General features: G+C 52.3%; 13 protein-coding genes and 1 pseudogene. 10 read left to right on the top strand and 4 right to left on the bottom strand.

The window, feature by feature from the left end; translation table 11 throughout:
• Positions 1–460: 460 nt before the first annotated feature.
• From BQ7117_RS02750 to BQ7117_RS02725, 6 genes are read left to right on the top strand one after another with little or no spacing between them, the layout of a single operon-like run.
• Positions 461–679, top strand: a complete 219-nt coding sequence (locus BQ7117_RS02750; RefSeq protein ID WP_073996088.1) for a YlcI/YnfO family protein — start codon at positions 461–463, stop codon at positions 677–679.
• Positions 676–2,760, top strand: coding sequence for an Eco57I restriction-modification methylase domain-containing protein (locus BQ7117_RS02745; RefSeq protein WP_202613017.1), 2,085 nt, complete (start codon positions 676–678; stop codon positions 2,758–2,760). Before BQ7117_RS02750 ends, BQ7117_RS02745 begins: the two co-directional genes overlap by 4 nt.
• A 2-nt stretch (positions 2,761–2,762) precedes the next feature.
• Entirely contained in the window at positions 2,763–6,146 is a 3,384-nt protein-coding gene (locus BQ7117_RS02740; protein ID WP_073996087.1) for a DEAD/DEAH box helicase, read from the top strand.
• 5 nt (positions 6,147–6,151) lie between these two features.
• On the top strand, positions 6,152–7,465 hold the full coding sequence (locus BQ7117_RS02735) for a hypothetical protein (RefSeq protein ID WP_073996086.1): 1,314 nt from the start codon (positions 6,152–6,154) through the stop codon (positions 7,463–7,465).
• Positions 7,452–8,663, top strand: coding sequence for a hypothetical protein (locus BQ7117_RS02730; RefSeq protein ID WP_073996085.1), 1,212 nt, complete (start codon positions 7,452–7,454; stop codon positions 8,661–8,663). The genes BQ7117_RS02735 and BQ7117_RS02730 overlap by 14 nt, the downstream gene beginning before the upstream one ends.
• Positions 8,641–10,593: a DEAD/DEAH box helicase gene (locus BQ7117_RS02725; protein ID WP_084789833.1), complete on the top strand. Its 1,953-nt coding sequence runs from the start codon at positions 8,641–8,643 to the stop codon at positions 10,591–10,593. Before BQ7117_RS02730 ends, BQ7117_RS02725 begins: the two co-directional genes overlap by 23 nt.
• 322 nt (positions 10,594–10,915) lie before the next feature.
• Here the strand turns inward: BQ7117_RS02725 and guaA are convergent, their stop codons facing one another.
• Positions 10,916–12,487, bottom strand: coding sequence for a glutamine-hydrolyzing GMP synthase (gene guaA, locus BQ7117_RS02720; protein WP_237563039.1), 1,572 nt, complete (start codon positions 12,485–12,487; stop codon positions 10,916–10,918).
• Between the two features lie 55 nt (positions 12,488–12,542).
• Complete coding sequence (locus tag BQ7117_RS02715) at positions 12,543–13,697, bottom strand: pseudouridine synthase (protein ID WP_143273954.1); 1,155 nt, start codon at positions 13,695–13,697, stop codon at positions 12,543–12,545.
• Between the two features lie 263 nt (positions 13,698–13,960).
• Here BQ7117_RS02715 and pta point away from each other — a divergent pair.
• The 3 genes and pseudogenes from pta to BQ7117_RS02700 form a co-directional block, all read left to right on the top strand.
• Positions 13,961–14,977 (top strand): annotated as a pseudogene (pta, locus tag BQ7117_RS02710) (phosphate acetyltransferase); the annotation flags it as partial.
• 82 nt (positions 14,978–15,059) lie between these two features.
• Complete coding sequence (locus BQ7117_RS02705) at positions 15,060–16,235, top strand: acetate/propionate family kinase (RefSeq protein WP_073996082.1); 1,176 nt, start codon at positions 15,060–15,062, stop codon at positions 16,233–16,235.
• A gap of 12 nt (positions 16,236–16,247) precedes the next feature.
• Entirely contained in the window at positions 16,248–16,691 is a 444-nt protein-coding gene (locus BQ7117_RS02700) for a GNAT family N-acetyltransferase (protein WP_073996081.1), read from the top strand.
• Between the two features lie 137 nt (positions 16,692–16,828).
• Here BQ7117_RS02700 and BQ7117_RS02695 read toward each other — a convergent pair whose 3' ends face one another.
• Both BQ7117_RS02695 and BQ7117_RS02690 read right to left on the bottom strand, forming a co-directional pair.
• Positions 16,829–18,214 carry a class II fumarate hydratase gene (locus tag BQ7117_RS02695; RefSeq protein WP_073996080.1) on the bottom strand — a complete coding sequence of 462 codons (1,386 nt, stop codon included), beginning with the start codon at positions 18,212–18,214 and terminating at the stop codon, positions 16,829–16,831.
• Positions 18,215–18,333: 119 nt separating this feature from the next.
• Entirely contained in the window at positions 18,334–19,449 is a 1,116-nt protein-coding gene (locus tag BQ7117_RS02690; RefSeq protein ID WP_073996947.1) for a GuaB3 family IMP dehydrogenase-related protein, read from the bottom strand.
• Positions 19,450–19,733: 284 nt separating this feature from the next.
• Here BQ7117_RS02690 and BQ7117_RS02685 point away from each other — a divergent pair, with 284 nt between their 5' ends.
• The gene (locus BQ7117_RS02685; protein WP_073996079.1) at positions 19,734–20,432 is read left to right on the top strand and encodes an exonuclease domain-containing protein; all 699 of its coding nucleotides are present in this window, start codon (positions 19,734–19,736) and stop codon (positions 20,430–20,432) included.
• The last annotated feature ends 52 nt before the right edge of the window (positions 20,433–20,484 follow it).

The following is a 20,484-nucleotide window of genomic DNA, read 5'->3' as shown; positions in this document are numbered from 1 at the left end:
GCATATTTTGAAGCAACTAAGATTTTATCTTCTCTCCAGATTTAACGTTAAGTGGATATCAATGTAAAACTATAAATTCTTTATTCATACTATAAAGTTATTTATTTTATTTCACTATCATCCATACACTCAGGACAAATCCCCTCAGCAACTGCCTTAATATATTCGTATTCAGATCTAGTAATACTAGTTCCACGTCGAGATAAACGCTCCTTATATTTACCCATATCTACAAGCCATTGAATATTCTTCTGTTTCTTATATTTTCACCGACGATAACGCAATCACATAGAGAAAATTCGTGCTTTTTACCTAAACTTGCGCAATTTTCAATCTGAAAACCTTTCAGCGGGTCAATTCGGCACACAAGCAAAAAGGCATGAGCGATAGCGTGACCGTACTGCTACGTTATAATATTTAAAACGCATTTGTATTGCATTTCGAGCGATAGGGGGCGCAAATGTCTGACGGCTACAAGAAGCTCATCAAGAGCAACCCCGACGAGACTGAAATCAGAAGCTTCCTAGTAGAGGGCGACCAGGTCTCCGTGACTCTGCGCATCCCCGACACCCTGCGTGATGCTGCCAAGGAGGAGGCAGCCCTCCGAGGCATGAGTTTCTCAGCCTTCGTGCGCACGTGCATGATCGAAGAGCTCGCGAAGAAGGGCAGTAACCCGTGACCGAGCCAATCCACGATATGTCGGTCGAAGGTTTTATAGAGTCCTTCGACCGCCGATACCCGATTTTCATTCTTAAGACATTACTGTGCGACCACACGACGGGACGCAACATTATATGGGCCGACAACGAATACGAGGCCTTAGGCGACGGCTATATGGGCGACGATGAGATAACCGCAGAAAAGATCACGGGCATGAACTCAGGCGTCGTCAAGCCACGTATAGCAAAGGAACAGGAGAAGCAATCTCAACGCACCAAGAGCCGCGCCGAGGTGTTTACTCCATCGTGGTTATGCAACCAGATGAACAACGACTTGGATGAGGTGTGGTTCGGCCGACGCGATATATTCAATACCGAGGTCTTTGCGGATGACGGAACCAAGACATGGGCGGTCACTAATGAGCCGATTGAATTTCCCAAATCTAAGGAGCGTGGTTGGCATACCTACGTAGAGGCGCCGTGGCTTGAGATTACGTGTGGAGAGGCACCTTTCGTGTGTTCACGTTATGACACCGTAACGGGAGATGAATTGCCTGTGCATGAGCGCGTGGGCTTCTTAGACCGCAAACTGCGTGTCGTAACCGAGAATACCAAAACCCGTAAAGAGTGGGTACGCTGGGCGCTTAATGCACTGCAGTCAACGTACGGCTTCGAATACCAAGGCGACAATTTACTTATTGCGCGAATCAACGTACTTGAGACATTTACCGAACATCTCCGCGACCGTTGGGGGGCGGATGCTGAGCAGGACGAGCTCGAGCAGGCGGCGTGGATCATTTCCTGGAACTTCTGGCAGATGAATGGCTTCACTGACGCCGTACCCACCAACAAGATGGATGCTGAGGTGGAGTCGACCCTAGGGACGTTCGAAGATCTCGAACCGGAGCAGATACAACCGTCACTGTTTGACCTGTTCGGTGACGTGTTCCCTGACGAATCAACCGAAGAAACCAAAGAAGAGAATCCGAAAGAAACGGTTCCTCTGTGTGTGATATACGACTGGCAGAACGACGAGCCCTTCGAGTTCGCCATATTGAAAGGCAAGGCTACAGATATGGAAAAGAAGTTCTATGCGGTGATTGGAAACCCGCCATACCAAACTGAGGGGAACGGCAATAAGACCTTTGCGCCGCCCATATACCATGAATTCATGGATGCTGCATTCGAGGTATCTGACAAAGTGGAGCTCGTTACGCCCGCTAGGTTCCTGTTTAATGCGGGCAGCACTCCGAAGCCCTGGAATAAGAAGATGCTGGAAGATGACCATTTTAAGGTTATGCGTTACGAAGCAGATGCATCAAAGATATTCCCAAACACAGACATTAAAGGTGGCGTGGCGATTACGTATCGTGATGAAAACAATAACTTCGGCGCAATTGGTACTTTCACGGCTTTTCCTGAATTAAATTCGATCTTGCGGAAAACTCTCGCACGCGAACAACGATGGCTAAACCAGATTGTTTCAAATAGAGGCGTATATAGGTTTTCCAAACTTGTATACGAAGAGGAGCCTGAGGAGATGAAGCAGATTTCAGATAGTCGTGTTTTGTCCGATGCGTTTAAGAGGTTCCCGCGTTTCTTTTTGGAAGATAAACCTACTGATGGGCATGAATATATATCCATGTACGGAAAACTTGGCGGTAAACGGCTTTATAAGTGGGTGCGAAGGGACTATATAGCCGAGAACGATAATCTTGAAAAATTTAAAGTTATTCTACCCGCAGCTAATGGCTCCGGTGCTTTAGGAGAGAACCTTGCTACGCCCTTAATAGGGCAGCCCTTAATAGGGCATACTGAAACTTTTATCAGCATTGGGCCATTCGATACCAATCAAGAAGCTAAAGCCGCGCTCAGATATATAAAGACAAAATATGCCAGATGTATGTTAGGTGTCCTCAAAATTACTCAGCATAACTCCCCTGAAAAGTGGGCTTACATTCCTCTCCAAGACTTCACCTCTAACTCCGATATCGACTGGTCGCAGTCCGTTGCCGATATCGACCGCCAGCTCTATGCGAAGTACGGTCTCAATGATGAGGAAATTGAGTTCATCGAGTCTCACGTAAAGGAGATGAAATAGCTATGGCAAACATCGACATCTCCCAGATCATCGAGACCACCGCACCCGCGGTGCCGCAGATCTACGCCTACACCACGCCCGAGATCGCCCGCCACAACGGCTGGACCAAGATCGGCTACACCGAGCAAGACGTGCGCGAGCGTATCAAACAACAGACGCACACTGCCGACGTGCGGTGGCACCTAGAGTGGAGCGGTAACGCTACGTGGGAGCACCGCGCGGGCACATTCCGCGATACTGACTTCCATGCCTACCTCGAAAAGCAAGGCATCGAGCGTGAGCCTAAAAAGGAATGGTTCAAGATTAGCGGCGAGGAGTCACACCAACAGTTCTATCGATTCCGCGACACCGATGGAGTGCTAGACGCATCCGGCGCCGCCTCTTATACCCTGCGTGATGAGCAGAAGCGCGCCGTGGAACAGACAGGTGCCTTCGCCAGCGCTCATTGGGATGAAGGCGGCACACTTGGCGGAGAGTTCCTATGGAATGCCAAACCACGTTTCGGCAAGACACTCACCGCCTACGATCTGTGCCGTAGTATCGGCGCCCAGAAGGTGCTCATCGTCACCAACCGCCCCGCCATCGCCAACTCCTGGTACGACGACTACGTGAAGTTCATCGGAGTAGAAGGTGGTTACCGCTTCATAAGCGGCGTAGACACCCTGGCCGACAAGCCCTACTGCCTCAGCCGAGAAGAGTACTTGCGCGCTATCCGCAATAACCCAGAGAGCCCCAAGGGCTTTATCGAGTTTGTGAGCCTACAGGATCTCAAAGGCTCCATCCACTTCGGCGGCATGTATCGGAAGCTCGACGAAGTAGCCGACCTCATCTGGGACGTGCTCATCATCGATGAGGCACACGAAGGCGTGGACACCTTCAAGACCGACGTGGCGTTCGACCACATCAAGCGCCGCTTCACGCTGCATCTCTCCGGCACCCCCTTCAAGGCCATCGCCAACGAGAAGTTTACTGACGACGCCATCTACAACTGGACCTACGCCGACGAGCAGCAAGCCAAGCGCGACTGGCCGGCCAACTCCGAGCAACCGAATCCCTACGCTAATCTCCCCAAGCTCAACCTACTCACCTACCAAATGAGCGATATCGTTGAGCAGGAGGCTCGCGGCGGCATAGAAATCGACGGCGAGCAGACCGAGTTCACCTTCGATCTCAACGAGTTCTTCTCGACCAACCAAAAAGGCAATTTTATACACGACGCCGACGTGGACAAGTTCCTTGACGCACTCACCACGCAGAAGAAATTTCCGTTCTCAACACCCGAGCTGCGCGACGAACTGCGCCACACGTTCTGGATGCTCAACCGCGTCGACTCCGCCCATGCCCTCGCCAATAAGCTAAGGGCACATCCCGTCTTCGGGGACTACGAGGTGGTATTAGCCGCCGGAGACGGCAAGATCGACGCCGATGATGAGAACGAGAAATCGCTGGACAAGGTACGCCGCGCGATCAAGGACCACGACAAAACCATCACCCTTTCGGTCGGCCAACTCACCACAGGCGTGACCGTTCCCGAGTGGACCGCCGTGCTTATGCTCTCGAACATGGCGAGCCCCGCGCTCTATATGCAGGCGGCCTTCCGCAGTCAGAACCCGTGCCTGTTCGACCTGGGCGGCGGTAATTACGCGCGCAAGGAGAACGCCTACGTCTTCGATTTCGACCCGGCCCGCACGCTCACCATCTTCGAACAGTTTGCCAACGACCTGTACGGAGAGACAACTCGCGGCGGCGGTGATATGGAGACGCGCGAGCGCCATATTCGCCAGCTGCTGAACTTCTTCCCTATCTACGGTGAGGATACCGAGGGGCAGATGGTCGAGCTCGACGCCGAGCAGGTACTCAACGTACCGAGACGCATCCACTCCCGCGAGGTGGTTAAACGCGGTTTCATGAGCAACTTCCTATTCCAGAACATCGCGAGCATCTTCCGTGCACCAGCAGAAGTCGTGGAGATCATCCAACGCTTCGATCCCTACGAGCAGGGCAAAGCGCAAAATGCCGAGAAGAACAAGGTCAAGATCGACGAAGATACCATCGGCGAGCTCTCCATCAATGACGAGGGTGAGGTGAAGATTCCCGATAATCAGGTCATTGGCAAGGCGGCGGACATCTTCGGGCTGAAAGTCTACGGTGATATCACCGGCGAATTCTTGAGTCATGTGGGCGATATTATGAAGGCGCACGAGACCGATGATGAAGATGAGGCAATGCTCGACAACCTCAAAAAAGCCTTCAAACAGAGCGTAACCACACCTTTGGTACAGGCCGCCACGGAGAGCTACGGCAGTGAGCTCAAACCGCGCCAGCAGCAACGGATCGAGCGCAAGATTCAGGCGGACGCCGATATTTATCTCAATCGCCAGGTTGGCGATTACCAGATTCAGGAGCGCCGCATAGAACAGTCACGCAAGGACGAGCTCGAGACGGCAACCAGCTCAGCCGAGCGCGCTGAAGTAAACCAGCGGCATGACGAGCAAAAGGCCGAAGCGTTCCAGATGCTCGCCAAAAAGCTCGGGGATTCCCGCGAGGAGCTCGTGCAGAGCGCCGGCGAAACCGTGGTGCGCGAGGTGGAGACAGCAAAGAAAGAGGAAGAGAAGCAGGGTATCGAGGACAAGGTGCGCGCCCATCTGCGCGGCTTCTCACGCACCATCCCGTCGTTCCTCATGGCGTATGGAGAGGAAGGCACTACGCTTGCGAATTTTGACACTGTGATCCCTGCCGACGTTTTCCTCGACGTAACGAGCATCACCGTGGAAGAATTTCGATTTCTACGCGACGGCGGCGACTACACCGACGCCGAGACAGGAGAAACAAAACACTTCGTAGGGCACCTCTTCGACGAGGTAGTGTTCAACGACTCTATAAACGAGTTCATTAAGTTGCGTGAGCGCCTAGCCAACTACTTCGACGAGTCTCAGACGGAGGACATCTTCGACTATGTGCCGCCCCAAAAGACCAACCAGATCTTCACGCCGCGCAACGTCGTGGTTGAGATGGTGGACCTTTTCGAGAAGGAGAACCCGGGATGCTTCGACGACCCGAGCCACACCTTTGCCGATTTATATATGAAGTCAGGCCTCTACATTGCCGAGATCATCAAGCGCTTATATCGAAGCGACGGTATGAAAGCCGCCTTTCCCGACGACCGCAAACGACTGGATCATATCCTGGACCGACAGGTATTCGGCATCGCGCCCACCGCGATCATCTACGATATCGCCACGAACTTTATTCTGGGCTTCCACGATGAGGTCGGCCAGGGATGCGACTTTAACTTTGAACTCGCGGACTCCGCTGAGCTTGCTAAAGAAGGCACTCTGGACGCCTACGTTGAGCGCGTCTTTGGCCCCAAACTGAGCGAGGAATAAAGCGAGTGACGGACGTAGCTAACAGCCTGCAGAACAGACGTACGGAGGCAGCGCGGGCAGCGGCGAATGCCGTGCGGCGCGAGGGCACTGAGTTATGCGCCCGTCTGATCTTTCGTACTTCACGTAACGAGCTGAGACGTGCGGGGATCACCACACCCGCCGCGCTCTATGACGAGCTGAAACAGATTTCCTGGAACGCTGACGAGAGTGTCACCCTAGGCGCCCACCTCTCCGTCGGGTTCGGCAAGATCGACCGCAGTCGCCAGGTGCGGACTTTCGCCGAGCGCCATGCAGGCGAGCCCAAGAACGTTGTTGCGAAAGCCTACGAGCGCGAATACGGATTCAGCGCGGGAATTGCTGCGATATGGCTCGACCTGTTCACCAAGTCCGCGCACGTGAGCGTCTCGGAATGGATTGACGTCGAGTCCGCTGATTGTTCAACTGGCAATGCGATTGCCTGCACGAATGCGCCCGAAGTGCGCGACGTTGATCGCGAGGCGCCTACCCTCGAGAGCTTCCTCGCTCGGGAGCTTGTCGGCTGCATCTGCGACGCAGAACTCGTGCGCCAGCGCTTCTTCTTCAAGTTTCCCGGCGAACGGCTCGAAGCGCTCGACCGCGGCATCAAAGGCGCGGGCTACTACAAAAACCACGGTCTGCTCTTCCGAGAAGGGAAAACTCCAAACGATCACTTCAAACGACTATTGGTCGAGCATCCATCCTTCGCGAAAGGCGACGCGGGGTTTGAGAACGCCGTATGGCAGCATCCCACCTTCCGCTACGTGCTGCGCCAAGCACTTTCGGATCATCGCGTGCTTCTCTACGAGGGCGACAGCTACATTTCTTTCACGCGACTGCACAACGTGTTGGGCGCGCGCATAGCGGACATCGAATCATACGCGGTAACAGTGAGTATGGACGTGCCTGAAGGTGAGCCTTTCACCGTGGTGAGTCTGCGTGCGAGCTCCGTTACCTCGCATCCGCTGTATAGGTTGGACATGCCCGACGACTTCTACGAGGGATTGCTCGATGCGGGAGAAATTCTGCGTAGCTGTACGCTCGCCGGAACCAAGGTGTTCGTTGCCGGCGGCAAGGGGCGACTTTCCGCCACAGACCTAATCGAGTGGATCGTTGCCCACCACGAAGGAATCAACCGGGATGAACTGCCTCGGCTGCTCGCGAGCAATTTGGGCATTACGTGCTCAGCATCACTCCTGACGACAATTATTTGCAACTCTAGCGTCTATTACGATGACATCGGAGACGCATACTACTCATCCATAGAGGCATGGAAGAAAGAGGTACGAAATGAGCTTACTTGAGGATGAAATCAAGACCGGCAACGTCTTGCCGACGGGGCGCAAAGAAAAGCACTCTATTGACAATGTGCCGCACGCTTTCGAAATCTATCGCATCAGGTGCGACCATCTATTCTACAACGACCAGAACGACCGCATCGCCACTTGGGTTAGCGAGTACAATTCGGCGCAGGACGCCGACCTGCTCACCCTCGGCCGCGACGAGTACAACGACGTCATCGAGGAATTTATCGTCAATAGTAACCCCGGAGCACTCAGAAAAACCGAGAAGAGCATCGCTCTTCGCGGCCAGTTGAGACCAGGCATCGTGCTCAACGACGGGCGAGTCATCGATGGTAACCGCCGCCTAACCTGCATTCGGCGCCTTGCACGGGCAAAGCACGAAGTAGGCTGGTTCGAGACTGCCATCCTTGACGATGCGACCGGCAGTGACCCTAAACGCATCAAACTGCTCGAACTCGCTATCCAGATCGGCGAAGAGGAGAAAGTGGCGTACGACCCCGTCGACCGACTCGTTGGCATATACCGCGACGTAGTAAAGAACCACCTCATCACCCCCGCGGAATACGGCAATGCGACGGGCATGACCGAGGCTGAAGTTAAAAAGCTCATCGAACGCGCCCAATACATGGAGGAATTCCTCGAATTCTGTCAAGCGCCTGAACAGTACCATCTCGCTCGTGCTCTCAAAGTTGATGGCCCCTTGGGCGAATTCGGCCAAGTATTGAATAAGTACAAAAACAAGCCCGATAAACAGCTCGTCAAACAGCTCATGTTCGCCAACATAGTGGTACAGCCCGAGGGTGACATCACCCGATATATCAGAATCTTCAACAAAGTGGCAGGCACAGACGCGGAGGCCGACTTCAAGGCCTCCGAATTGCAGGCTATGTCCGAGCTCCTCGAGAAGATGGGGCCAAATACCCTCACACGCGAGAAAGTAAGCGAGCTGCGCTCGGACAGAGAACTCGTCGATAGTTTCAAACGTGCCAGTGACCGCGCAAGGGAAATCGTGCATCGCATCAAACTCATGGACACACCTGCCAAAGAATCCGCCGACTGCCTCTCCAAACTTGAGAAAATTCTTCCCGAGATGCTCGATGTACTGAAACCCGACGAGCTCAAGAAGGTGCGCCGTAACCTCGTAGCCCTCGCCAACAAAGTAGAAGAACTAATCGATGAGATTGATGAGCGTGCCTAGGGTAATAGTCTGCTACGACGATGCGCGGCCGGGCATGTACCTGCGCATCGAGGGACAGGACATTGCTGCATTCACAACTTCGACGGCTTGGCGCGCCTGGCTGTACTACCCGGCAAGCGCTGTAGACAGCATCGAACGTGACCGCATCCTACTCAACGGAAGGATGGGTTTGCGTGAGTGCCAGGATATGCTAGAGGCAATCAAGGAAGCTGACGGTCATGGCATCGAGGTCGTGGTGGACCCGAGTTTCAACGATTTCGTGACTGCCAGCGAGACCTACATCCGCGAACGCTCCGAAGTAGGGCTTGCTATCAAGGCACATACCACCGAAGATATCGCCGATGACCCTCAGCTGGGACCGCGCTTCCGAGAATTCCGCAACAAAGTAAGCGCCTCAATGGTGCGCCCCCTGCGCGACCGGCAAATGCTCGACGCATTCTTCATGACAGCAGTTGGACACGCAGCGAACTTCTCGGTACCAGGCGCTGGCAAGACCGCGACAGTACTCGGCGTGTTCGCCTACCTGCGTCATCTGGAACTCGCGCGGCGTATTGTGGTGGTTTGCCCCAAGAGTGGCTTTGAGTCGTGGGAAAAGGAATGGATTGCCACTTTCGGAGAGAAGCTACCTCTGCGCTGTTTCTCGCTGGGTGACCCCGCTATAGCAGCAATGTCGACCGAACGTAGACGAAACGCACTATTGCTCGACAGCGGCACATGTAACCTTTTCACATTCAACTACGAATCACTCTCAAACTATGTGCGGGAGTTACACACCATCATCCCCGACCAGACTCTGCTCGTTTTCGACGAATCACACCGGGTGAAGGCCATCGGCGGCAAGCGCGCAGAAGCCGCGCTCGAAGCAGCCGACGGTGCGAAGTTCGTGATTGCTCTGACAGGCACGCCCATTCCGAACACCTACCAGGACATATACAACTTGCTGCATATCCTGTACCCCAAAGACTACGACATGTTCTTTGGCTACGAACCAGACGAGCTTCATGCGCCCGATGCGGACCTCCAGACAAACCTTAACAACAGCCTGGCGCCCTTTTTCTGCCGAACAAACAAGGACGAGCTCGGTGTGCCGCGCCCAGAACCCGACGAAATCGTGGAGGTCGAAGCAACACCCGATGAGAACACGCTGCTGCGCATCCTGTATGCATCTTGTCCTAATGCGTTCGCGAAAATCATCCGCACTCTGCAGCTCGAGAGCGACCCCGAGATGCTCTGCAGTGCCGTAGATCCAGAAGATTTGGAATTTATTCTCGACCAAGTTGGCGACGACTATTTAGACATCGACTACGTAGACTTCTCACAGACGTTCTATGAGGCCATCGAACGAAGCCGTCCGAGCTCAAAACTCGTGGCGTGTGAGCGACTGGTAGAGCGCATCGTTGCCGAAGGCCGCCCCGTCATCGTATGGTGCATCTTCGTTCGCAGCATCAAAAATCTCCGCCGAGATCTCACCGCTATGGGGATTCCCACCGAGGCAATTTATGGAGCCACGCCGCAGGAAGAACGACGCGAAATTCTAGACGACTTTCGTGCGGGGCGCTTCAAGGTGCTCATGACCAACCCGCAAACACTCGCTGAGTCGGTTTCTCTTCACAGCGTCTGCCACGACGCGGTGTATTTCGAATATAGCTACAACCTGGTGCACCTGCTACAGTCGAAAGACCGCATACACCGCCTAGGTTTGCCCGATGATCAAAAGACGCGTTACTACTTCATGCATGAGAAATTCATTCTTAATGGCAGAGAGATATCCCTCGACGCCGCGATCTACAATCGCTTGAAGGAAAAGGAACAGACGATGCTCGACGCTATTGACCGTGGCTACCTCGAGGACGGCTATCTAGATGAAGAGGATCTGCGTATCATCTTCGAGCAATTGCTAGGAGAAGATGCCAATAACCTAGACTACTAAAAAGGTGGAACGGCATTTTAGCTCAATTAACTTACCCATAATAAGCGTAAGGAATCGATTGGAAGTATGGCGTTAAGCGCCTACTAGCGCCCCCGAATATCGCCCGTACTTTTCCATCTTGAGACATATGAAATAAAAAAATGAAACTTAGGTAAAAAGGAGTAAACAGTAAAGAAAAAGCCTCCGCTCCAACGTGGGAACGGAGGCTTTATTATCGATTTTACTCACTGCTATTATTGGCGGCTTTGCCGTGATTCACATATGAAACAAAACTCAACGACATTGCACCGCACTCAAAATTGCAGGTAAAAGCTTTATCGACCTATTCCCACTCGATAGTCCCCGGCGGCTTCGAGGTGCAGTCAAGCACTACTCTGTTGACCTCCGGCACTTCGTTGGTAATGCGATTAGAAATTTTCGCCAATAAATCGTATGGCAAGCGGTACCAATCCGCACTCATAGCATCTTCCGAACTCACTGGGCGCAGCACGATTGGATGCCCATAAGTACGGCCATCTCCTTGCACACCTACCGAACGCACATCAGCAAGAAGCACCACTGGGCACTGCCAGATTTCTCGATCCAGACCCGCTGCACTCAATTCTTCGCGCACGATTAAATCGGCCGCCCGCAGCGTATCGAGCCCAGCGCGCGTAACTTCTCCGACTATGCGAATGCCTAGCCCCGGCCCCGGGAAAGGCTGGCGCCACACGATATTATCGGGGAGCCCCAATTCTTTTCCGATGGCGCGCACTTCGTCTTTAAACAGATCACGCAGCGGCTCTACCAGTTCAAACTGTAGATCTTCCGGCAATCCGCCCACATTGTGGTGTGATTTAATATTCGCTGTGCCTTCGCCGCCCCCCGATTCCACTACGTCTGGATAGAGAGTGCCTTGCACTAAAAACTTTATTTCTTTTCCAGCTTCGCCAGCTTCAGCAATTAATTTTCGCTGGGCTGCTTCAAAGGAACGAATAAATTCTCGGCCGATGATTTTACGCTTCTGCTCTGGCTCAGTTACACCCGCCAGTGCCTGCAAGAAACGCTCCGATTCATCTACCGCCAAAATTTTCATTCCGCGCGCCCCGGCGTAATCGCGAATTACTTGCTCCGCTTCTCCGGCGCGCAATAGACCGTGATCTACAAATACACAGGTGAGCTGGTCGCCAACGGCGCGGTGTACAAGCGCAGCTGCCACAGAAGAATCTACTCCGCCGGAAAGCCCGCAGATTACTTCTCCACTCCCCACTTGGGCGCGAATCTTAGCGATTTGCTCATCGATTATAGACGCAGAATTCCAGTTAGGATCAAGACCAGCACCGCGCTGTAAAAAGTTGCGGAATATTTCGTTGCCGCGCTCCGAATTGCGCGCCTCGGGGTGCCACTGCACTCCGTAAAGCCGGCGCGAATTGTCTTCAAAAGCAGCTACCGGCGCAGCTGGAGTGGCGGCAGTTACGGTGAAGCCCTGTGGAGCAGCGGTGACGGCGTCCCCATGGCTCATCCAAACCATTTTTTCTGCTTCGCCCGCATCCCAAAGATGGCTAGGAGCGAGGATTTTTGCCGTGGTCGCACCGAATTCTCGATTGCCAGTCTCGGCTACTTTTCCTCCCAAGGCTTCTGCCATCTGCTGGAATCCGTAGCAGATACCTAGCACCGGAATCCCAACTTCTAAAAGCGCCGTATCTAAAACAGGAGAATTCTCCGCATATACCGAAGCAGGACCACCTGAAAGCACAATAGCTAGCGGGCGTTTAGCCAAAATTTTCTCCGCACTCCACGAATGCGGCACTAGCTCCGAGTAATACCCTACATCTCGTATTCTCCGGGCAATGAGTTGCGCATACTGCGCGCCATTATCTACTACCACTACCGGGCGGATTTCTGCATTATTCACTCTTCTAAGATTAGCGGAGCGCGCGCAAAATTCCTATTCCGAATAAATCGCGGCTCTATTCCCCGCCCGGTACTCCTAAGTGCCGCGCGGAAATAATCTGCGTATTTTCTCCAGTGTAAGGATCGATAAATTCCAGCTCTTTTGCCAGAAGCTGTAAGGGTAATTGGCGCGCCTGTGCCACTTCCGGCGGCAATAGCTGCGGATACAGCGGGTCAAATAAAAGCGGCATCTGTAAATAGTTAAAAAGAGCGCGAATTTGGTGGGTAAAACCAGTGTATGGGCTAATCTCCCACTGCAAAGGCCAAAAATCAGAAAAATTCTCCACATTATCGGCAGATTTCTCCAACTCTCCCAGCAGGCGCACCCGAGTGCGAGTGAGAGCCGCCCGCATTCTTCCGCGCGGCACTGCACTGGAATTTCCCATATTTACTGCACTATCGGCCCGCGTATCTACTGCCGGGACTACCGATACCGCCAGCGCTGCAAAGGGTTGCTCTGCCGATACCAGCGTCTGCATATTTCCTGGCTGGCGATACATCCACACTTCTAAATCCGCGCCCGCTGCCACATAATTCCTCGCTGCCACCGCATCATCCCCGGCTACCGTACAATCCCCTGCTACCGTATGATCCCCGGCTGCCGCATAATTTCCCATACCAGCAGTCAGCCCACGATAGCTTTTTCGCACCTGTTTTCTCTGAAACAGCAACTGATAGGCCCGCCGATACTCCGGCTTCTTCACCAGTAGCAACACTCCCGCTGTCTCCAAATCTAGGCGATGGGCACAGCTAAGCTCGTCATTTTGTAGCTGCCGCCGCGCCGCTACTACTGCAGTTTTCGCCGCATGAATTCCCCGTGGAATACAAGCTAAACCGTGCGGTTTATCAATAGCGACGTAGTGCTCCGTTTCCGCCAGTACCTCTAGCTGAATTGGAACGGCTGGCTCATCCCCCACCGGGCGAAATACCCAAATTTTTTCTCCTGCCCGGTAGGGATAATCTGGGGAAAGCGGGCGGCCAAAATCTCCTAAAAAACTCTCCTGCTGAAAAGCTTCTTGCCCAGCTATCCCATAGTTATCTACCGCCCATTGCCCGAGCGTGCTCCACGGCCCGGGCGGCAGCTGGTAATGAAAAGCATTTATCCCACGGCGCGGCGGCGGAGAAATTTGCTGCCGGCGACGCGCGCGGCGCTGGCTACGCGGCAGACGCATATTTTCTCCTTCCGTCACCTGCAAAGAAACGGCACTCCGACTTCTCTTCTCAGTTTTTCTCTACGCTAGAATTAGAGAGGGTGAAACACTTCCATTTATCATACTCCCTTAGTCCTAAAGGAAAACGGGAAGAAATGGCAAAATAAGTGCTAGCCCCAAAAGGAAGGAAACCTGTGCAGAATTCTTATCTTTCGCCGGTTGCCGGAGGGTCACAGGCAGATAGCCTACCCCGCACTCCCGAGCAAGTAACTGCCGATATCTTTAGCCGCGCCCGCCAAGAAAAAAAGCGTATCTTGCTGCCAGAAGCAACGGATATACGTATTTTGCAGGCGGCTGCGCTTATTCTGGAGCAAGAAATCGCCGATATTATTTTGCTGGGAGATGCAGCGGAAATTCACCAACTCGCCGCAGAGCAACAGTTAAATCTGCAAAAGGCAGAAATTATTGATCCGGCCGATGCGCCGCGGCAAGCAGAATACGCCCAAGCTTTTGCGGAAATTCGCAAAGCAAAAGGGATTACCCCCGCGGCGGCACAAGAAAAAATGCAAGATATTTCCTATTTCGCCACCATGATGGTGCAGATGGGGGAAGCAGACGGCATGGTTTCGGGCGCTCAGCACACCACTGCGGAGACTATTCGCCCCGCCTTGCAAATTATTAAAACTAAGCCGGATACTCCGCTCGTCTCTTCGTCTTTCTTAATGCTGCTCCCCGACCGCCCCTATATCTTTGCCGATTGCGCAGTAAATGTGGCACCTAATCCAGAACAACTAGCGGGAATTGCGCTTTCTTCTGCCGAAACCGCGCGCACTTTCGGAATTTCGCCGCGCATAGCGATGCTTTCCTATTCCACTGGTACCTCTGGAAAAGGCGCAGGAGTAGACGCCGTGGCCGCAGCCACCCAGCTGGTAGAGAGTATTGCCCCTGACTTACCTATTGCTGGGCCAATTCAGTTTGACGCCGCAGTAGATGAAACGGTGGCGAAAGCGAAACTGCCTAATTCTCCGGTGGCCGGAAAAGCCAATGTCTTTATTTTCCCGGATCTAAACTCCGGTAATATCACCTATAAAGCGGTACAGCGCACGGCCGGAGCACTCGCCGTCGGCCCAATATTGCAAGGATTAAATAAACCGATAAACGATCTTTCCCGCGGAGCTCTAGTGGAAGATATCGTAAACACAATTGCTATCACCGCTCTGCAAGCCCAAACTGGCACATCGCCTTCAACTGCAGACGCCGTACCAGCCTCACCTACGGCGCCTAAAGCACCTACACCCTAGCGGAATTTTTATATAGCGATATTTTCGGAATTTTGCACTGGAACTTAAAAAGTAGATTTTAAAAAATATAAAGGAATAGAAAATGGCGGTATTAGTAGTAAATTCTGGATCTTCTTCAATTAAATTTGAAATTATTGACCCGGAAAACGGCGCTTGCTCTACCCGCGGGCTGGTAGAAAGAATCGGCAACTCCATGGGGCACTATCTACTTTATTTTGGAGAGAAAAAACTCAGCCTTTATGAGCCAATCCCCAGCCACGAACACGGCATGGAGCGAATTTTAAATCTCATCGATGAACTTAGCCCCAATCTAGAGGAATTAGATATTACCGCGGTAGGGCATCGCGTGGTGCAGGGTGGAAAATACTTCGATAAGGCAGTGTTGATTGACGATACCGTGGAGCGCTATATTCAAGAGTTAATTCCGCTCGCTCCCCTGCACAATCCCGCCCACTTACGCGGAATTCATATTGCTCGGAAACTGCTCCCCGTGCCGCATGTGGCAGTATTCGACACGGCGTTTTTCCGGCATCTACCTCCCGAATCCGCTTACTATGCACTAAATTCCGAAATCGCCGAAAAATACGAAATTCTCCGCTATGGCGCCCACGGTACTTCTCACCAATATGCGGCGGATAAGGTCTGCCGTATGTTGGGGCGGCGCGATTTGAAGCAGATTATTTTCCATCTCGGCAACGGCGCTTCTGCTTCGGCAGTGGTGGGAGACAAGGCCGTAGATACCTCGATGGGACTCACCCCGCTCGAAGGTCTAGTAATGGGCACTCGTACCGGCGATATAGATCCCGCGGTAGCTTTCCATCTCCAACGAGTAGCCGGAATGAGCTCGGTGGAAGTGGATGAACTTTTCAACCGCCGATCGGGAATGAAAGGCCTGACCGGAGATAGCGATATGCGGGTAATTTGGAAACGAGCCCAAGCAGGAGAAGAAATATGCCAGCGGGCGCTCCAAATCTATATACACCGAATACTGCATTATGTAGGTGCATATACTGCCGTGATGGGCGGGCTCGATACAATAACTTTTACGGCGGGAATTGGCGAAAAAGATGATTTACTCCGCGCGGCGGTGCTCGATAGGCTCGCATCTTTCGGAATTCACTATAGTGCCGAGTTAAATGCGGAAAAATCTAAAGAAGCGCGTACTATTTCTACCGAAGACTCAAAAGTACGAGTATTGGTGGTGCCAGCTCACGAAGAGCTAGCTATCGCCCGCCAAGTGATGGAAGTAATTTCCTAAGAAAGGATTACCGTGACTATCTCTACTATCAAAGAAGTGACCCCCGCTCTCGAAGCTGCTTTTCAAAAGCTTATTCCTCAGCTCTCTTCTTCTTCCAAGCCTTTAGATAAGGCCGGATTAGAGCGGCTTCTGGAGCAAAAAAGTTTGGATTTACTTATTTATCAGGATGCCGAGGCCGGAGCAGATGGCCCGATTTTAGGGATGCTCAGCTTGGTCACCTTTGAGATTCCTACCGGCTGGCGCGCCTGGATAGAAGACGTAGTCGTAGATGACGAAGCGCGTGGGCACGGCATTGGCCAGAAGCTAGTAGAAGCCGCAATTGAGCTGGCTCAGCAAAAGGGCGTGAAATCTATCGATCTCACTTCTCGCCCCACTCGCGAAGCCGCTAATCGACTCTATAAGCGCTGTGGATTTGCACTGCGGGAGACGAATGTCTACCGCTATGCCGGAAAATAAACTAATTAGCAGCTACCAACTGCGCCACGCAAACTTTTTATAACTTCTTAATATAACTGCGGGCTGCCGAAGAGGCAGCCCGCAGAGTTTTTATTTAGTAGTAGCCGCCAATACGGCGCAGCTACTAAAAAGAAATTTTAGTAATTTCCGGTCATATTGAGCACATTCAAGGCGTCTTCCAAGGCTTCCATGGTGATTTCGCCCCGCTCTACGAAGCCGAGATCAATCGCAGCTTCTTTTACGGTCAAATTATCTTTCACCGCATGCTTGGCAATTTTAGCGGCATTTTCATAGCCGATAAGGCGATTTAGCGGCGTCACAATAGAAGGAGAAGATTCTGCTAGCTCTAGGCAGCGCTCCTTATTGGCAATAATGCCCTTTACCGTGCGCTCGGCCAGTACTTCGGCCACATTTCCGAGAATCTTAATCGAATCAAGCAGATTTTGTGCCATTACCGGCAGCATCACCAAAAGATCGAAATTGCCCTGCGCTCCAGCGAAAGCTATCGCGGCGTCATTTCCGATTACCTGGGCTGCCACCTGCACGGTAGCTTCGGGAACTACCGGATTTACCTTGCCCGGCATAATAGAAGAGCCTGGCTGTAAATCAGGAAGATGAATTTCGCCAATGCCCGAGCGCGGCCCGGAGCTGGCCCAGCGCAAATCGTTGGCAATCTTCACCAGCGATACGGCCACTGTGCGCAGCGCTCCCGAAGTAGCTACCAGCGAATCCTGCGCCGACTGCGCTTCAAAATGATTCTGCGCCTCTACGAGCGGCAAGCCCGTATGCTCTGCAATCAATTCAATTACTCGAGCAGAGAAGCCTTCCGGAGTATTAATTCCGGTACCTACTGCAGTACCTCCCAGCGGCAATTCCGCCAGCAAATCCAGGGTGCTTTCAATCCGCGCAATGCCATACTTAATCTGCTGAGCATAGCCAGAGAATTCTTGACCGAGCGTAATCGGCGTAGCATCCATAAGGTGGGTACGCCCCGATTTCACTACGTCTTTAAATTCAACGGCTTTCTCTGCCAAGGCGTCTTCCAGAATCGCTAACTGCGGCAGCAGCTGATTCGTAATAGCGTTCATGGCGGCGATATGGATAGAAGAAGGGAAGACGTCATTCGAAGACTGCGAAGCATTTACGTGATCATTCGGGTGTACTTCCATTCCCGAAGCCTTCGTAGCCAGAGTGGAGAGCACTTCGTTCATATTCATATTCGAAGAAGTACCGGAACCAGTCTGGTATACGTCAATCGGGAATTGGTCGTCATACTTACCACTAATTACTTCATCTGCAGCAGCCACAATTGCATCGCGCCGCTCCGTGCAGATTACGCCGAGCTCCGCATTAGCAATAGCTGCCGCCCGCTTAATATGAGCTAAAGCGTGAATATGTGGAGGGGTCAGTACTTTTCCAGAAATCGGAAAATTATCTACTGCTCGCTGGGTCTGAGCACGATAGAGCGCATCTACCGGCACCTTTACCTCACCCATAGTGTCATGCTCAATACGGTATTCCATATTTTTCCTTACTACTTAGTATTTATTTTTGATAATTTTTTAAGTCTTATTCAGCAGTTTCCAATTCTACCCGCAGAAATGCTCCCGAACTAGTATTGCTTCACTCAGTATCGCTCCACCTAGTATTGCTCCACTGCCATCGGTACGCGCTGGAATTCTTTCACATCGGAATAGCCGGTCATCGCCATCGCCTGCTTCAACGCTCCTACTAAATTAGTGGTACCGGAGGCATCTAGAGACGGGCCCCAAATAATTTGCTGTAAATCAGACACCGTGCCTACCTGTACCCGTTCTCCTCGAATCAGTTTCCTATGGTGCGCTTCCGCTCCCCAATGGAAACCGCGCCCCGGAGCCTCTTGCGAACGCGCCAACGCCGTCCCCAGCATCACCCCGTCTGCTCCACAAGCAATCGCTTTCACTAAATCTCCCGAAGTGGAAATTTGCCCATCGGCAATCACCTGCACATAGCGCCCTCCGGTTTCATCCATATACTCCCGCCGGGCAGCTGCCACATTTGCTACCGTGGTGGCCATCGGTACTGCCACTCCGACTGTGCGCCGATTTGCGCTGGTGGCGCCTCCCCCAAATCCAGCTAATACTCCAGCTGCACCGGTGCGCATTAGATGCAATGCCGCCGTATAGGAAGCAGCTCCCCCTACTATTACCGGCACGTCTAGTTCATAAATAAACCGCTTCAAATTAAGTGGTTCCCGATTCGTAGATACATGCTCAGCGGAGACGGTGGTACCGCGAATTATAAATAAATCCACTCCAGCTTCCACTACCGTACGCCAATACTCTTGCGTACGCGCCGGCGATAAAGCTCCGGCCGTAGGCACACCGGCAGCTCTAATCTCGGCAATACGCTGAGTAATTAGCTCTGCTTTTATCGGCTCACTATATATTTCTTGCATACGCCGGTGGTAACAATCCGACGGAAGTTGTGCAATCTCTTCCAGATAGGGCGCTGGATCTTCATAACGCGTCCACAAACCCTCGAGATCTAATACCCCGAGCAACCCCATTTTTCCTAATTGAATGGCGGTGGCGGGAGAAGTCACCGAATCCATTGGTGCACCCATAATAGGAGCATCTAGTAAATAGGCATCTAATTGCCAAGTGACAGATACATCTTCCGCATCGCGGGTACGACGGGAGGGAATTACCGAAATATCGTCGAAAGCATATCCCACTCTCGCCAGCTTATTTCGCCCAATCTCTACATCATTGCTCACCCTTTTAGCGTATCCTATATGGCCGCTCGGCAGGTAGTCGGCAAGCCGGGCGCTCCCAACTTTAGTGAAGGGAGAATCTATACCCATAACTAAAGGAATAAAATTTTTCGGAGGTGCCCTCTATACTAGAAACTGCAGATACTCCTTTGCTGGCGCGGGCAAAATACGCCCGCAGCCGGCAGAAATAATTTCTGTACCGAAAACGTATTAAAAGCGAATCGCCCGCACTAAGGCCGGAAGCAGCACTAGGGCAGCGAAGTAGCTGCGAAAAGAAAAGAGTAACTATGTGGAGTGAAAAGCCCATAATTGGTTTCGATACGGAAACTACCGGTGTAAATCCGCAGGCAGCTCGGCTAGTCACCGCTTCGATTGTAGTGGTGAACGAAACAGAAATAGAAAAACACTATTGGCTAGCTGACCCGGGAGTGGAAATACCGGAAGCTTCGCAAAAAGTGCATGGCATTTCTACTGAGCAGGCCCAGAAAGAGGGGCGGCCTATTGAAGAAGTATTAGAAGAAGTAGCACAGCTGCTGTATGAGCATCTGAAGCAGAATCACGTGCTGGTAGCCTTTAACGCTTCCTACGATTTGACGCTTTTAGAAGCGGAGTTACGCCGCCACGATTTACCTACTTTAGAGGAGCGTTTAGGGCGTAATTTAGCCCCCATAATAGATCCATATCTGCTCGATAAAGTAGTCGATAAATATCGGAAAGGAAAGCGCAATTTAGAGAGCGTAGCTCAGCACTATGAAGTATGGGATGCAGATGATTTTCATAATGCAGAAGCAGATGTACTGGTTACGCTGCGCGTGCTCGGAGCAATGCTCCGGCGTTATCCAAAGATTGCGCAAGAAAGTCTCGAGGTGTTGATGGAGCAACAACTCGAAAGATATAACGAAACCGCAGAGTACTTCCGGAAAAAAGCAGCTGAGCGTGGGCAAGCATATACGGAAAAGACCGGCTGGCCCTTGGTGCGAGAATAGGCTGAAATTGGGTACCAATACCCAAGTCAATCCATAAAAATCGAGCGCCCCG

This window comes from Arcanobacterium urinimassiliense, assembly GCF_900119495.1.
Lineage (GTDB): Bacteria > Actinomycetota > Actinomycetes > Actinomycetales > Actinomycetaceae > Arcanobacterium_A > Arcanobacterium_A urinimassiliense.
The sequence above is the reverse complement of the archived record's forward strand: the minus strand, read 5'-3'. Positions and strand labels throughout refer to the sequence as shown.